General features: G+C 69.8%; 11 protein-coding genes. 4 read left to right on the plus strand and 7 right to left on the minus strand.

Translation table 11 applies throughout. From position 1 onward, the window contains the following. Window positions 1-2: 2 nt before the first annotated feature. From G3I56_RS21985 to G3I56_RS22015, 7 genes are all read right to left on the minus strand, one after another. Window positions 3-3,908: a glycoside hydrolase family 2 TIM barrel-domain containing protein gene (locus G3I56_RS21985; RefSeq protein ID WP_164411658.1), complete on the minus strand. Its 3,906-nt coding sequence runs from the start codon at window positions 3,906-3,908 to the stop codon at window positions 3-5. A 308-nt stretch (window positions 3,909-4,216) separates the two neighbouring features. Further along, window positions 4,217-5,398 carry a cytochrome P450 gene (locus tag G3I56_RS21990; protein ID WP_164411498.1) on the minus strand — a complete coding sequence of 394 codons (1,182 nt, stop codon included), beginning with the start codon at window positions 5,396-5,398 and terminating at the stop codon, window positions 4,217-4,219. A gap of 46 nt (window positions 5,399-5,444) precedes the next feature. Then, window positions 5,445-5,882 (minus strand): MurR/RpiR family transcriptional regulator, encoded by a 438-nt coding sequence (locus G3I56_RS21995; RefSeq protein WP_164411500.1) that lies wholly within the window; start codon window positions 5,880-5,882, stop codon window positions 5,445-5,447. Window positions 5,883-5,974: 92 nt separating this feature from the next. Then, window positions 5,975-6,922 (minus strand): ABC transporter substrate-binding protein, encoded by a 948-nt coding sequence (locus G3I56_RS22000; RefSeq protein ID WP_203690389.1) that lies wholly within the window; start codon window positions 6,920-6,922, stop codon window positions 5,975-5,977. Window positions 6,923-7,014: 92 nt separating this feature from the next. Then, window positions 7,015-7,704, minus strand: coding sequence for an ABC transporter permease (locus G3I56_RS22005; protein ID WP_164411502.1), 690 nt, complete (start codon window positions 7,702-7,704; stop codon window positions 7,015-7,017). Further along, entirely contained in the window at window positions 7,701-8,366 is a 666-nt protein-coding gene (locus tag G3I56_RS22010) for an ABC transporter permease (RefSeq protein WP_164411503.1), read from the minus strand. Before G3I56_RS22010 ends, G3I56_RS22005 begins: the two co-directional genes overlap by 4 nt. Further along, window positions 8,363-9,496 (minus strand): ABC transporter ATP-binding protein, encoded by a 1,134-nt coding sequence (locus tag G3I56_RS22015; RefSeq protein WP_164411504.1) that lies wholly within the window; start codon window positions 9,494-9,496, stop codon window positions 8,363-8,365. The genes G3I56_RS22010 and G3I56_RS22015 overlap by 4 nt, the downstream gene beginning before the upstream one ends. A 137-nt stretch (window positions 9,497-9,633) precedes the next feature. Between G3I56_RS22015 and G3I56_RS22020 the strand changes: the two genes are divergently transcribed. The 4 genes from G3I56_RS22020 to G3I56_RS22035 all read left to right on the plus strand — a co-directional run bounded on the left by G3I56_RS22020 (window position 9,634) and on the right by G3I56_RS22035 (window position 14,892). Further along, complete coding sequence (locus tag G3I56_RS22020; RefSeq protein ID WP_164411505.1) at window positions 9,634-10,635, plus strand: ornithine cyclodeaminase family protein; 1,002 nt, start codon at window positions 9,634-9,636, stop codon at window positions 10,633-10,635. Then, window positions 10,632-12,206: an aromatic amino acid ammonia-lyase gene (locus tag G3I56_RS22025; protein ID WP_164411506.1), complete on the plus strand. Its 1,575-nt coding sequence runs from the start codon at window positions 10,632-10,634 to the stop codon at window positions 12,204-12,206. The genes G3I56_RS22020 and G3I56_RS22025 overlap by 4 nt, the downstream gene beginning before the upstream one ends. After that, entirely contained in the window at window positions 12,203-13,105 is a 903-nt protein-coding gene (locus G3I56_RS22030) for an amidohydrolase family protein (RefSeq protein ID WP_164411507.1), read from the plus strand. Before G3I56_RS22025 ends, G3I56_RS22030 begins: the two co-directional genes overlap by 4 nt. Window positions 13,106-13,287: 182 nt before the next feature. Continuing rightward, on the plus strand, window positions 13,288-14,892 hold the full coding sequence (locus G3I56_RS22035; protein ID WP_164411508.1) for a glycoside hydrolase 43 family protein: 1,605 nt from the start codon (window positions 13,288-13,290) through the stop codon (window positions 14,890-14,892). Window positions 14,893-14,956 lie beyond the last annotated feature (64 nt).

Below are 14,956 nucleotides of genomic sequence, written 5' to 3' on the forward strand. Positions count from 1 at the left end.
CGCTATCCGGCGGACTCCCCCGCCGTGGGCCGCCGCGAGGCCGCCATCGCCTCGTCGACGTCCGTCAGGGGACGCAGCCGGTAGCTGTACGAGTAGTCGCGGTTCGCGAACAACTTGTACTCGTCGTGGGTGTGCGCGCCCCAGCTGTTGTCGCCGCCGACACCCATCTGGCGGTGGCTCAGCCGCAGGACGACCTCGTCGCGCGGGGTGAGTTGGTAGTCGTGGCGGGCCCCGACGGACAGATCCTCCGGGGTGAAGTGCGAGGCGTTGACCTCCAGGAGCGGTTCGGCGGAGACCAGCAGGCCGGAGCCCTTGCGGTCGGTGAGGGCGATCCAGCGGACGTCGCTCTTGTTGCCGTTCTCCTGCGGGCGCAGGTAACCGCTCCACTGCCCGTCGACGGTGCCGGAGTACAGGCCCACGTCGGTGGAGTTGTTGCGGTCCCAGTGGTTCTCCTCGGGACCGCGCCCGTAGTAGTGCAGCCTGTCCAGGCGGCCGGGCAGCAGGAGCAGATTGCCGACCTCCGGGATGTACGGCAGTGAACTCGCCCCCGGGTGCAGGGTGTTGTCGACCCTGATCTCACCGTTGCCGAAGACGGTGTAGGTGGTGGTGTACGTCGATGCCGGCGTCGTCGGCAGGGTGCCGGCGACCTTGATCTCGACGGCCCGGTCCCGCAGGGCGCGGACGCTCACGCCGGTCACCGAACGCCGGGTGCCCGCGTCGCGCCAGGTCTGGTTGCGGGTGTGCTGGCCGTTGCCCCGGTCGTTGTCGGTGGGGGCCCGCCAGAAGTTCGGGGTGGGCCCGGACTCGATCAGCTGGGCGCCGCCCGCCTTGTACGAGGTGATGGCTCCGGTCTTCTTGTCGACGGTGACCGAGAAGCCCTTGCCCTTGACGGTGACCGACGCGTCGCCGTCCTCGTGACGGAGCGCCGGGACGCTGGTCAGCGGCGAGGGTGTGACGGCGGGGCTGCCCGCGTCGAGGGCGAGTTGCTGCCGGGCCACCTCGAAGCCGGCCTTGGCCCACTTCGTGCTCTCCCTGGTGGTGAAGGACAGCTGGAGGAAGTACTCCGCGCCCGGCTTCGGATCGTCCGGCAGCTCGAAGGGCACGGTGATGGCCTTGGCGGACAGGGGCGGCACGTCCAGCTGGGCACGGGTCAGCTTTCCGCGCCGGACCACTCTTCCGTCGGCGACCAGTTCCCAACGTGCGTCGAATTCACGGAGGTTGGTGAAGAGGTACTCGTTGGTGAGGGTGACCGTGCCCGGCGTCGCGCCCGAGGTGATCTGCACCGCCTGGTAGATCCGCTTGACCTCGGCGGACTTGCCGGTCAGCCTGCGGTCGGCGGTGATGATGCCGTCCCCGGCGAAGGCACCGTCGTTGGGGTTGTCGCCCCAGTCGCCGCCGTAGGCGTAGAACGTCTTGTCGCGGGGCCGCTTCTCGGTGACTCCGACGGTGGCGGCGTCGAACCAGAACCGTACGCCGTCGTCACCGGGGCCACGGCTCTCGGAGGCCAGCTCGGTGGCGCTCAGCGCGCGGGCGTAGACGCGGGCACGCCGGATGGTGCCGCTGAACTCCCGGGTGGGGTTGTCGATGTCGGTGGCCAGCGCGAGGGACGCGGTGTTGTTGCTGGGCCGCTGGGTGGTGGTCCTGGTGGCCCGCGCCACGCCGTCGACGTGGAGGGTGAGTGTGCCCGTGCTCGCGTCGAAGACACCGGCGATGTGGTGCTCCTTGCCGGTCCAGTCGTCGGGCAGCGCCCACCACGCGCTGATCCACTGGCCGCCGCCGTAGATGAAGAACTCCAGGCCGCTGTCCGACTGCTTCAGGGCGTACTGGGTGTCGCCCTTGGCGATGACGGGCTGGTGGTAGCCGAGGAAGTGCGGGGTGATCCACGCCTCCAGCGTCAGGGACCCGGTGAGGTCGAGGCGCTCGTCGCGGGCGAAGACAGTGCCGCCGGAGACGCCCTGGTCGCGGGTGAAGGTGCCGGCGGGGGCGATGATCTCACCCTGGAGCGCGGCGGGCCCGGTCTCGGTGAGCAGCTTGCGCGTCGGGGTGGGCCAGGCGAGGGCCTGGTCGACGAAGTCCCAGATCCAGCCGCCCTGGAGGACGGGGTAGCGGCGGACGAGATCCCAGTACTTCTTGAAGTTCCCGTTGGAGTTGCCCATGCCGTGGGAGTACTCGATCATCACGTACGGCCGGGTGTCGTTGGTGTCCTTCGCGCGTTGCTCGACGCGGGCGGGGCTGTCGTACATCTCGGAGCGGATGTCGCTGATCCCGGGACGGTCGTCGCCCTCGTACTGGATGACACGGGTGGTGTCGTAGGAGCGGATCCAGTCGTACATGGCGTTGAACGTGCTGCCGCCGCCCGCCTCGTTGCCGAGCGACCAGATGACGACGGAGGCGTGGTTCTTGTCGCGGTGGACCATGTTCTGTGCGCGGGCCACGCACGCCGTGGTCCACTCGGAGTGGTTGCCGGGGTACTCGCCCCGGACGCCGTGGGTTTCGAGGTTGGTCTCGTCCACGAGGTACAGGCCGTACTCGTCGGCGAGTTCCAGCCACAGCGGGTTGTTCGGGTAGTGCGAGGTGCGGACGGTGTTGATGTTGAGCCGTTTGATGATGCCGATGTCCTGGACCATGTCCGCGCGGGTGAGGGCGGAGCCGTGGACGGGGTGCATCTCGTGGCGGTTGGTGCCCCGGAAGGAGACCGGCTTGCCGTTGATGCGCATCAGGCTGCCCTTGAGGGCGAACTCGCGCAGGCCGACCCGGTGGGAGAGGGTCTCGATCACTCGGCCGGCCGGATCGCGCAGGCGGAGCACGGCGGTGTAGAGGTTCGGGTGTTCGGCCGACCACAGGCGCGGCGCGGGCACGGCCTTCGCGGCAGTTGCGGACTTCTCCTCACCGGCGCCGAGCGCGACGCTCTGCTGGAGCGGACGCGACCAGACCGGGTGCCCGCCCGCGTCGTACAGCTGGGTCTCGACCGAGTACTGACCGGCGCCCTTGCCGCCGTAGTCCCGGACGTTCGCGGTGACCGACAGTTCGGCCGCCGAGTAGTCGTCGCTGAGCGGGGTGTCGAGCCGGAAGTCACGCAGCCGTACGGCGGGCGTCGAGTACAGGTACACCGAGCGGAAGATGCCGCTCAGCCTGATCATGTCCTGGTCCTCCAGCCAGTCGCCGTCGGAGTAGCGGTAGACCTCCACGGCTATCTGGTTGGTACCCGGCTTCAGGTGCGGGGTGATGTCGTACTCGGAGGGGTCGTAGGAGTCCTCGTGGTAACCGACCAGCGTCCCGTTGATCCATACGTAGTGGGCCGACTTGACGCCCTCGAAGTGCAGGAACGTACGGCGTCCCGACCAGTCGCGCGGGAGGGTGAAGGTGCGGCGGTACTGGCCCACGGGGTTGTGGACGGTCGGGGCGGCCGGCGGCTGCACGTCCTCACCCCGGCCGTTGGCGCCCCACCAGGGGTAGTCGCTGTTGATGTAGATCGGGCTGTCGTACCCGTGCAGCTGCCAGGCGGAGGGGACGGGGATGGTGTCCCAGGCTCGGTCGTCGAGGTCGGTGCGGTAGAAGTCGGTGTCCCGGTCGTCGGGTCGGTCGACGTACGCGAACTTCCAGGTGCCGTCGAGGCTCTGCCGGTACGGGGAGCGGGTGCGGTCGGCAGCGAGGGCCTGGGCGAGGGTCGCGTACGGCATCAGCGTGGTGTGCGCGGGTTCGGTGCCGACGCGGAAGACGTCGATGTGGCCGTTCCACTCGGGGGTGGCGTCCGACGCGTCCGCAGCGGCGGCGCGGTGGGCGCCCGCCGGTCCGGACAGGGCGAGCGCGCCGAGAACGGCGGCTCCGCCCTCCAGAAGACGGCGGCGGCTGACGGCCTGCTGGGCGCGGGCCGGCCGATCGGCGAAGGACTCGTGGGGGTGCGGCATGACCGTGGCCTTCCTCGGTACGACAGTGCGCTGCACGGACCGAGGGTGCGTCAGATCGTGTTCGTTACTGTTGACAATCGACCCGGAATCCGGCAGCGCTTTGGTCACCGGTGACGGCTCAACCCACCGGGGCGGTGCAGGAGTTGATATTGAGTCAGCACACAACTGCTGGTGACAGTGGGAGCTGCCGAGCCAGGCTCACCCTAGGACTTCGAACACAGCCGAAGCAAGAATCTTGTCGGACTCTGTTTGATCCTGATGGCTCGCCCGGCCACTCCCCCGCTCACTGAACTCCGGACCCCCCCTCGTCAGGCGGGAACGCCCCACAGCACGTGCAGAGCCGACGGCTTGCGGAAAACCAGGCCCCGCACAGTGTCGGGGTGGTCCGGGTCGAGGCGCAGGCCGGGCAGGCGTTCGAGGAGGCGGTGCAGGGCGATGCGGGTCTCCAGGCGGGCGAGGTGCGCGGCGAGGCAGTGGTGGGGGCCGTGAGCGAAGGCCAGTTGGAGGCGGGCGTTCTCGCGGCGGACGTCGAACCGGTCGGGGTCGGGGAAGACAGCGGGGTCGCGGTTGGCGCCGGTCAGAGAGACGGTGACCAGGTCGCCGCGGCGGATCGCAGCCGGGCCGAGGACGGTGTCCCGGGTGGCGTAGCGGTCCACCACCGCGGCGCCGGGTTCGAGGCGCAGCGACTCCTCGATCGCGCCGTCCAGGAAGTCGAAGTCGTCCCGGACGAGGGCGAGTTGGCTGGGATACCGGAACAGGTGCAGCAGCGCGTTGGTGATCATCGCCTCGGTGGTCTCGATGCCCCCGAACATCAGGACGGCGACATTGGACGCCACCTCGGGCACGGTCAGCCGTCCGGCGGCGGCGACGAGCAGCGAGGCGTTGTCCAGGTCGGCGACGGTGGCTTCCACGGCGGCCCTCAGCCGCGCGTAGGCAGCGGTGCCGGCGGGGTCCGCCGCGTGTCCGGCGGTGATGTCGGAGACCGACCGCACGATGGCGTCGTACCAGGCGAGCACCGTGTCCGCGGTGGTGCCGGTGAGGCCGAGCGCCTCGGTCACGACGGCGACCGCGAGGGGGCCGGCGAAGGCGCGTCGCAGGTCGGCGGCGCCGGTCGGCGGGAGGGCGGTGATGAGCCGGTCGGTCTCGCGTTCGATGCAGGCGGTGAAGCCCTCGCGTACCGCCCTCGGGCGGAAGGGGACGTTGAAGGGTTCACGGTGGCGGGTGTGCTGGTCGCCGTCGAGGGAGAGCATGCTGGGGCCGACGACCTGGGCGGTGGAGAAGCGGGGGTCGTCGACGGTGAAGGTCGCGGCGTCCCGCATCACGGCCAGGGCGAGATCGCGCCGGGTCACCAGCCAGCCGTTCAACTCCGGCAGCCAGGAGACGGGTTCGTGGGCGCGCAGCAGCGCGAGCCGCGGATGCGGGTCGTCGGCGAGTTCGGCGAGGGTGGTGGCGGCGCCGAGCGGGCAGGAGTCGACGATGCGCGGTGTCATACGGTGCGAACTCTCTCTCGGTGAACGGTGCTTGGGGCTGGGGCGTTCACTCGACGAACAGCCCTCGCGCCGCCGCCCGCGCGTCGAACTCCTCCGAATGGGCCTGCGCGTCCGGCAGGGCGTCGCACATGGCCTCCAGCAGAACCTGCCCCAGCAGCATCGGAGCGCTCACGTTCTGGTACGGGTTGGTCGACTGCTCCTCCGCCTCCGTACCGGCGGGGACGACCTCCCGCAGATGTCTGTGCAGCACCGGATACCCGTCGAAGCCGAGGGCGACCGCGAACCGGGTCACCGACGGCTGGCTGGCACCTGCCAGGTGGGCCGGCTCCCCGCTCGACAGGAAGGGCACGTCCGCCGCCCGCCGGACCAGGCAGTGCGCGATGCGGCGCTGTGTCGGGGTGAGCCGACGCCCCTCGAAGAGCTGGTTCAGCCGTGCGGAGGAGCCGGCCCGGGCGGTCGCGTCGGTGCCGGCGCCGTCACTCATCTGCTCCCCGGGGCGGTCGTGTTCGGTCCCCTCTCCCCTGCCCGCCGTGCCGGGCGGGAGAGAGGGCGGACGGTGTGCGCGGCCGAACCGGGTCAGCTCACGAGACCGGTGCTCGTCAGCCACTCCTTGGCGACGGCGCTGGAGTCCTCCTTGTCGTTGACGAGCTTCTTCATCATCTCCAGCAGGTCCTCGGTGGTGAGCTTCGCCGAGAGGGCGTTGAGCGCCGCCTTGGCCGTGTCGTCGACCGCCGACTTGTAGACCAGGGGCGTGACGTTCTGCGAGGAGAAGAGGTTCTTCGGGTCCTCCAGGACCACCAGCTTGTCCTCGACGATGGCGGGGTCGGTGGTGTAGAGGTTGGCGGCCTGCACGTCGTTCGACTTGAGCAGCTTCACCAGGGTGGTCTGGGCGCCCGCGTCCAGCGGCTGGAACTTGCCGAACTCGACACCGTAGACCGTCTTCAGGCCGACCCCGCCCTGGGTGCGGGTCTTGAACTCGGAACCGGCCCCGATCGTCATGTCCTTGGCGACCGGCTTGAGGTCGGCGAGGGTCTTCAGGTTGTACTTGGCTGCGGTCTCGGAGGTGACGGTCACCGAGTCCTTGTCCTCGGCCGCGGCGGAGTCGAGGATCTCCACCGTGGAGGGGAGCTTCGCCTTCAGCTCGGCGTTGACCTGCTCGGTGCTGGTCGCGGTGCTGTTCTTGTCGACCGCAACCGACAGCAGGGCGCCGTTGTACTCCGGGAAGACACCGATGCCGCCCTTGACGACCTGGTCGTAGTAGACCTCGCGGGCGCCGATGTCGAACTTCCGGGTCACCTTCAGGCCCTTGGCCTCCAGTGCCTGGGCGTAGATCTCGCCGAGCAGCTGGTTCTCGGGGAAGTTCGCCGAACCGACGACGATGGACTTCCCGCTGCCGCTGCCGGCGCTGTCGCCCGTCAGCGGATTGCTGCTGCTGTCGTCGTCACCGCTGCCGCAGGCGGTGAGCGAGAGCGCGGCGATCAGACCGAACGCGGCGCCGCGGTAGATGCCTCTGGTGGTGCTCATGGGGTGTTTCCTTTCTCGGAGCCCGGAAGCTCGGAAAATCAAGGGGTTGAAGGGGTTCAAAGAGGTTCAAGGGGTTCAGGGGTTCGGAAGGCTCAGGACTTCGAAGGCGAGACGCGAAGGCCCGGCGAGACGATGACGCGCCGCAGCCCGGTGAAGGCGACCTGGACGACGAGTGCCAGGACGACGACGACGGTCGAACCGCCGATGACGAGCTCGTAGTCGTTGCGGGAGAGCCCGTCGACGATGAAGCGGCCGAGGCCCCCGAGACCGGGGTAGGCGGCCACGGTCGCGGTGGCCACGACCTGGATCGCGGCGACCCTGAGGCCGAGGAGGATCAGGGGCAGCGCCATCGGCACCTCCACCCGGAGCAGGACCTCCCACTCGGTCATACCGACCCCGCGTGCCGCGTCCCTGGTGGCGGGGTCCACACCCCGGACGCCCTCGAAGGTGTTGATGAGGATCGGCGGGACCGCGAGGGCGACCAGGGCGACCAGTACGGGCGTCGTGCTGAGCCCGGCGAGGGTGACGACGAGGACCACCAGCCCGAAGGTGGGGATCGCCCGCGCCAGGTTCGCCACGCTGGCCACGGCGAACGCCCCGCGGCCGGTGTGTCCGACGAGCAGCCCGAGGGTCAGCCCGATGAGGGCGGCGAACAGCAGGGAGATGCCGCTGTAGGTGAGGTGTTCGAGGAGCCGGTGGGGGATGCCGTCGTCGCCGTGCCACTGCTTCGACGAGGTCAGCCAGTCCCCGACGAGCCGGATCTGGTTCAGGAAGTCGTTCATGACGCCGTCACCTTGTTCCGGGACCACGGGGTCAGCAGCCGCTGTGCGAGCACCAGGAGCGCGTCGGTGGCGAGTGCGAGCAGCATGATCAGCACGATCGCGGTGATGATCGGGGTCGGGAAGTCGAGTTGGAGACCACGGGTGATGTAGTACCCGAGTCCGCCCTGGCCGATCAGTTGACCCACCGCGACCAGGCTGATGGACGACACGGCCGCGACACGTACACCGGCGATGACCACGGGCACGGCGATCGGCAGTTCGACCTGGACGACACGCCGTATGGCCCCGAATCCCATCGCGGTGGCCGCGAGCCGGACCGGTTCGGGGACCGAGGCCAGCCCGTCCACGACGTTGGGCACCAGCACGGACAGCGTGTAGATCGTCAGCGGGATCATCACCGTGCGTTCGCTGAGCCCCGTGTACCGGACGAAGATCATGAACAGGGCCAGCGACGGGATCGAGTACAGGATGTTGGCCACGGTCAGCACCGGTGGGTACAGCCAGCGATAGCGGTGGCAGAGGATGCCGAGAGGTACGGAGATGATCAGCCCGAACAGCACCGGCAGCAGACCGAGTCTCAGGTGGATTCCGGTGTAGTGGGCCAGTTCACCGGCGTGATCGCCGATCCACTGCCACCGGATGAGCGGTTCGTCGTCACTCATCGTTTCCCACCGTCCGCCCGGGCGGCACCGGCGTCCGTCACGGCGGTGTCGGGCGTGCCCGCGGACAGCTCGTGGGCGTCCGCGACTCCGACCACCGCGCCGTGCGCGTCCACGCCCACCGCGAGGCGGGCGGGCGACAGGAGCGCCGAGTCGAGGGCGGCCCGTGCCGAGTCGCCGACGAGGCTGAAGGTGTGGCCGAGGGGTGCCAGCGGTACGTCCGCGAGGGTGCCGCTCTCCGGCAGGTCGGCGACCGCGGCCCAGCCGAGCGGCCGGCGGCCGTCGTCGACGACCAGAACCCAGGGCTCGTCGCCCGTCCGTGCCGTCGCCACGGGCGAGGTCGCCGGCAGTACCGGACCGTCGCGCAGCGGCACATCGGCCCCGTTCACGAAGGACAGCCGACGAATGCCCCGGTCGTGCCCCACGAAGTCGGCCACGAAGTCGTCGGCGGGATCGGCGAGCAGCCGTTCGGGGGTGTCGAACTGCGCCAGCTTTCCGCCGGTGCGGAACACGGCGATCTTGTCGCCGAGTTTGATCGCCTCGTCGATGTCGTGGGTGACGAACACGATCGTCTTGTGCAGTTCCTTCTGGAGCCGGATGAACTCCGCCTGCAGCTCCGCCCGGACGATGGGGTCGACCGCGCTGAACGGCTCGTCCATCAGCAGTACGGGCGGGTCGGCGCCCAGCGCCCTGGCCACCCCGACGCGCTGCTGCTGGCCGCCGGAGAGCTGGTTCGGATAGCGCTTGGCCATCTCGCTCGGCAGGCCCACCAGTTCCAGCAGTTCCGCCGCCCGCGCGCGGGCCTTCTTCCGGCTCCAGCCGAGCAGCAGCGGAACGGTGGCGATGTTGTCGAGGATGGTGCGGTGCGGGAAGAGTCCCGCGTGCTGGATCACGTACCCGATACCGCGGCGCAGCTCGGGGGCGTTGACCTCCCGGATGTCCTTGCCACGCAGGCTGACCGTCCCGGCCGTGGGCTCCACCATGCGGTTGACCATGCGCAGGGTGGTGGTCTTGCCGCAGCCGGAAGGACCGACCAGGACCGTGAGTCCACCCTCGGCCAACTCCAGCGACAGTTCGTCCACCGCTGTCGTCCCGTTTGGATAATTCTTGCTCACCGCATCGAACCTGATCAAGGCTGCCCCTTACCTGACTGCATATAGTCATGCAGAGTGATCCGCGGCTGAATGAATCGTCAATGCTCGGCTGTAAACGGCACGTTACAATCACACGAAATCAGGCCAGGGCGTCCGAAATGTGGGGAGACACCGGCATGAAACCGGTCTGGTTCACCTTTTTGAACGGCTCGGACATCGAACAGCTGGAACTGACCGACTCCGAGATCCTCGACGCCGTCGAGGAGGGGCTGCGTGCCCAGGGGCAGGGCGAGACGGTGATCGAACCGCGCGTCCACCTCGTGCCCGACGCCGCGTTCGACGGTCACTTCAACGTGCTGCGCGGCTATGTCGCCCCGCTCTCGCTGGCCGGGGTCAAGATCGTGGGCGACTTCGTCGGCAACTACAAGGCCGGTCTGCCCTCGGAGATGGCTCTGCTCAACCTCTTCGACCCGCGCACCGGTATGCCGGTGGCCGTGGTCGACGCGACCGCCCTCACCGAGATGCGCACCGGCGCCCTCACCGCGCTGGGGGCACGCCATCTGGCCCGCCCGGACGCCAGGGTGCTCGGCCACATCGGCGCCCGCGCCACCTCGTACTGGAACGTCCGTCTCCTCGACCGGCTCTTCGACCTGACCGAGATCCGCGTCCACTCGCGCCGCCCCGAGAGCCGTGAGGCCTTCGCCGGGCGTCTGGAGCGGGACCTCGGCAAGCCGGTCGTCGTGACGCAGGACTGGCAGAGCTGCGTGGAGGGCGCGGACATCGTGGTGGAGGCGTCCCGCCTCGAACGTCCGGAGCCGCTCCTGAAGACGGAGTGGATCGCCCCTGGCGCGCTGGTCGTGCCCTACGGAACGAACAGCGCGGTCGAGCTGAGCCTCACGGACATCATGGACAAGATCGTCGTCGACGACTGGGGCCAGGCACACGCCGGACCGTTCGGCGCCCTGCGCGCCCATGTGGACTCCGGCAGGCTCAGCAAAACCAATCTGCACGGTGAGCTGGGCGACATCGTCGTGGGCCGCAAACCCGGCCGGGAGAGCCCCGCGGAGACGAACCTGTTCTGGCACCGCGGCCTCTCCCTCTCCGACATCGCGCTGGGCGCCGCCATGCTGCGGAAGGCCGAGGAGCGCGGCCTCGGCCAGAAACTCCGCTTCTCATGACCGGCAACGGCACCGGGATCGGCACCACGGAGGTCGTCGTCGACGGGCGGACACTGTCGTACGACGATGTCGTCGCCGTCGCCCACCACGGCGCCCAGGTCGTCCTCGCGGACGAGGTGCTGCCTCGGCTGGAGCGCGAGCGGGCCGTCGTCGAGGACATCGTCGACCGCCAGGTGCCAACGTACGGCCTGACGACCGGACTCGGCACCCGCTCCTCCTACGCCCTGCCGCGCACCGAGCTGGCGGAGTTCAGCGTCCGTACGGTTCGGGGACGGGCGAACGCGGTCGGTGATCCGCTGCCGGTCCCGGTCGTACGCGCCGCAGTCCTCGCCAGGGTGAACGGCATCGCGGGCGGCGGCAGCGGGGTGCGGCCGGAGATCCCGCGCCTGCTCGTGGCGATGCTCAACGCGCGGGTGCATCCAGTGATCCCCGAGGTGGGGTCGATCGGCGCCTCCGACCTGTGCCAGTCGGCGCATGTCGGCCTGGTCGTCATCGGCGAGGGCAGCGCCGAGTTCGACGGGGAGGTGCTCGACGGCGCCACGGCACTGCGGCGGGCGGATCTCGCGCCGGCCGTACTCGGCCCCAAGGACGGGCATGTGCTGTGCAGCGCGAGCCCGCTGGCGGCCGGACAGGGCGCGCTCGTCCTGCACGAGGCCGCCGCGCTCCTCACCCTGGCCCAGGCGGTCACGGCACTGACCTACGAGGGTTTCCGGGCCAACACGAGTCCGCTCGACGCCCGGGTACTGGGCCTGCGCCCCGCCCCCGGACAGGCCCGTGCCGCCCGCGAACTGCTCGTCCTGCTGGACGGCGGTGAGCTGGGCGATCCGCGCAACGCGCGGCGGGTCCAGGACCCGGTCAGCCTGCGCTGCGCCGCCCAGGTGCACGGCGCCGCGTACGCGGCCCTGGACTTCGCCGGCACCGCCCTGGATCCGGAGCTGAACGGCTGCGGCGACAACCCGGTGGTGCTGCCCGACACCGGCGAGATCCTCTCCTCCGGCAACTTCCACACCCCGGCGCTGGCCCTCGCCCTCGACACCCTCGCCCTGTCCCTGACCCAGACGGCGTCGATCTCCGCCGAGCGCATGCGCCGGCTGCTCGACCCCGCCGTCAGCGGACTGCCCGCGAACCTCTCGCCGTACGGGCCGGAGCGCTCGGGCTTCGCGCCCCTGACCAAGACAGCGCAGGCACTCGTCGCCGAGATCCGCATGCTGTCCGTACCGGTGTGCATCGATCCCCGGCACGGCGCCGACGCCGTCGAGGACGACTCGACCAACGCGTCCCTCGGAGCACGGCGGCTGGCCACGATCCTCGCCCGGCTGCGGCTGCTGCTCGCCGTGGAGGCCGTGGTCGCCGCGCAGGCGGTTGACCTGGCGGCGCCGGCCGCCCTGGGGCATGGACCCGGGTTTCTGCACCGGTCGATCCGCGCGGCGGTGCCCCGCCTCGGCGACGACCGGCCCTGCGGGGTGGACGTGGAGGCGGTGAGTCAGGGCATCCTGGGGTCCGACGACGTCCGGGGCGCGCTGCGCGCGATCCTGGAAGAATCGTCACCCCCGGTGGGAGGAACGTCATGACCAGCGTCGACGTGCACCAGCATCTGTGGACCCCCTCGCTGGTGACGGCCCTGCGCTCGCGCCGCGAACCACCGTTCCTCGACGGCTGGACCCTGTACCTGCATGGTGAGCCGCCCTACGAGATCCGACCCGCCGACCACGACATAGCCGGCCGTGCGGAACTCGCCGCCGCGGACGGCCTCGGCCGGGTGCTCGTCTCGCTGTCCGCCCCGATCGGCGTGGAGTGGCTGCCCGCCGCCGAGGCTCGACCCCTGCTCGACGCGTATCACGACGGATCGGCCGCGCTCCCGAAACCTTTCGACGCCTGGGCCGCAGCCTGCGTCCGGGAGATCGACGCGAACGCGACAGCCAAGGACCTCGACCGAGGGTTCGCCGGCCTCCAGCTCCCGGCGAACGCCCTCGCCGACGCCTCCGGTTACGCGCGGTGCGCTCCCCTCCTCGACCTGCTCGAAGAACGCGACCTGCCGCTGTTCGTCCATCCGGGACCGGCGGCCGGCGAGCCGTCGGGCCCCGGCTGGTGGCCGGCGATGGTCCCGTACGTCCAGCAGATGCACGCCGCCTGGTTCGCCTTCCGCGCCTTCGGTCGGTCCCGCCATCCGCACCTGCGCGTGTGCTTCGCCCTGCTGGCCGGGCTAGCCCCTCTGCACGGGGAGCGTTTCGCGGCCCGGGGCGGCGGCCCGGAGGGACACGTGGACCCGGGCGTCTTCGTCGACACGTCGTCCTACGGTCCTCGTGCCGTCGACGCGATCGTCCGCGCCCTCGGCGCCGGCGCCGTCGTGCAGGGCTCGGACCGGCCGTACGCGGAGCCGCCGCTGCACCCTGGATTCGGTCTGGGCGGAGCTACGGCGTACGCCTTCCGTATCGCCAATCCGCGGCGGCTGCTCACAGGCAAGCAGTAACGAAACCTTTCGACGTGAAAAGCGAATGATGCGAGGGGTATTGACGCGCGCCGCGCGCCTTCTAGTATCCAAGATGCCCGAAGACGCGGCCAACGTTCGACATTTCGAACACTAAGAGCCCGGTTCCTCGCCACCGCCCGACTTCGCACACCTCTTAGCCCCCAGACAAGAGGAGCGCTCACATGTCATGGCTACATCAACCCCGTACGCGCCGGAACGCGCTGACCGCGGCGACCGGTCTGGTCGTGGGAGCGGCCCTGCCCGGAACAGCAGCCGCAGCCGTAGCCGCGCAGTACACGAACCCCGTGCTCTGGCAGGACTTCGCGGACATCGACATCATCCGCGTCGGCGACACGTACTACTACTCGGCGTCGACGATGCACTACTCCCCCGGGGCGCCGATCCTCCGCTCGTACGACCTGGTGAACTGGGAGTTCGCCGGCCACTCCGTGCCGGTCCTGGACTTCGGGTCCAAGTACGACCTGAACGGCGCCCGCGGCTACGTACGCGGCATCTGGGCGTCGTCTCTCGCCTACCGCCCGAGCAACCGCACCTTCTACTGGCTCGGCCAGATCGACTTCGCCCGCACCTATCTCTACACCGCCACCAGCGTCGAGGGTCCCTGGAACCGGCTCACGACGCTCAACACGGCCTACTACGACGCGGGTCTGCTCGTCGACACCGACGACACCCTGTACGTGGCGTACGGCAACAGCACGATCAGCGTGGCCCAGCTCTCGGCGGACGGCCGTACGCAGGTCCGTGCTCAGCAGGTGTTCAGCACGCCGTCGAGCATCGGCACCCTGGAGGGCTCCCGCTTCTACCGGATCAACGGGAACCACTACATCTTCCTGACCCGCCCGGCCAACGGCCAGTACATCCTGAAGTCGACGAGCGGCCCCTTCGGCCCGTACACCCTGCGGCAGGTTCTCCTCGACCTGCCCGGGCCGATCTCCGGCGGCGGTGTCCCGCACCAGGGCGGGCTCGTGCAGACACAGAACGGGGCCTGGTACTACCTGGCCTTCGTGGACGCCTTTCCCGGCGGCCGGGTCCCCGTGCTGGCGCCGGTCACCTGGACCTCGGACGGCTGGCCTGTCGTGCAGCTCGTCAACAACAGGTGGGGCGCGTCGTATCCCGGTCCCGTCGTCCCGACGCCGCCCCGGCAGGTCACCCCGATGATCGGCGTCGACACGTTCGACGGTACGACGCTCAAGCCGAAGTGGGAGTGGAACCACAACCCGGACAACACCAAGTGGTCGGTCGGCAACGGACTGACCCTGCGGACCGCGACCGTCACCAACGACCTGTACTGGGCCCGCAACACCCTCACGCACCGCATCCAGGGCCCCACCTCGACCGCCACCGTCCAGCTGGACTTCTCGGCGATGCGGGACGGCGACCGCGCCGGACTCGCGCTTCTGCGTGACTCCTCCGCGTGGATCGGCGTCAGGCGCGACGGCGGCGCGAACCGAGTGGTGATGGTCAACGGGCTGACCATGGACGGCAGTTGGAACACCACCGGCACGGGGTACGAGGCCGCGAGCGCCGGGGTCTCCGGGGGCCGGGTCTGGCTGCGCGCCACGGCCGACATCCGGCCCGGGTCGTCGCGCCCGGGGACGTTCTCCTACAGCACCGACGGCGTCAACTTCGTCCGGCTGGGGCCTGCTTTCACCATGGGTAACAGCTGGCAGTTCTTCATGGGTTACCGCTTCGCCCTCTTCAACCACGCCACCCAGGCGCTCGGCGGCTCGGTCCACATCGCCCGCTTCGAGCTGTCCACCCCCTGACCGCACCTCACTCACATGACAGGCATGAACCCCAGCGCCACCGGCGACTACAACACCCTGCCGT

This window comes from Streptomyces sp. SID12488 (genome assembly GCF_010548275.1).
Classification (GTDB): domain Bacteria; phylum Actinomycetota; class Actinomycetes; order Streptomycetales; family Streptomycetaceae; genus Streptomyces.

Bases quoted from the DNA above. Each gene is read 5' to 3' on its own strand.
- G3I56_RS21985 (WP_164411658.1), bottom strand. From the start codon at position 3,908: ATGCCGCACCCCCACGAGTCCTTCGCCGATCGGCCGGCCCGCGCCCAG.
- G3I56_RS21990 (WP_164411498.1), bottom strand. From the start codon at position 5,398: ATGACACCGCGCATCGTCGACTCCTGCCCGCTCGGCGCCGCCACCACC.
- G3I56_RS21995 (WP_164411500.1), bottom strand. From the start codon at position 5,882: ATGAGTGACGGCGCCGGCACCGACGCGACCGCCCGGGCCGGCTCCTCC.
- G3I56_RS22000 (WP_203690389.1), bottom strand. From the start codon at position 6,922: ATGAGCACCACCAGAGGCATCTACCGCGGCGCCGCGTTCGGTCTGATC.
- G3I56_RS22005 (WP_164411502.1), bottom strand. From the start codon at position 7,704: ATGAACGACTTCCTGAACCAGATCCGGCTCGTCGGGGACTGGCTGACC.
- G3I56_RS22010 (WP_164411503.1), bottom strand. From the start codon at position 8,366: ATGAGTGACGACGAACCGCTCATCCGGTGGCAGTGGATCGGCGATCAC.
- G3I56_RS22020 (WP_164411505.1), top strand. From the start codon at position 9,634: ATGAAACCGGTCTGGTTCACCTTTTTGAACGGCTCGGACATCGAACAG.
- G3I56_RS22025 (WP_164411506.1), top strand. From the start codon at position 10,632: ATGACCGGCAACGGCACCGGGATCGGCACCACGGAGGTCGTCGTCGAC.
- G3I56_RS22030 (WP_164411507.1), top strand. From the start codon at position 12,203: ATGACCAGCGTCGACGTGCACCAGCATCTGTGGACCCCCTCGCTGGTG.
- G3I56_RS22035 (WP_164411508.1), top strand. From the start codon at position 13,288: ATGTCATGGCTACATCAACCCCGTACGCGCCGGAACGCGCTGACCGCG.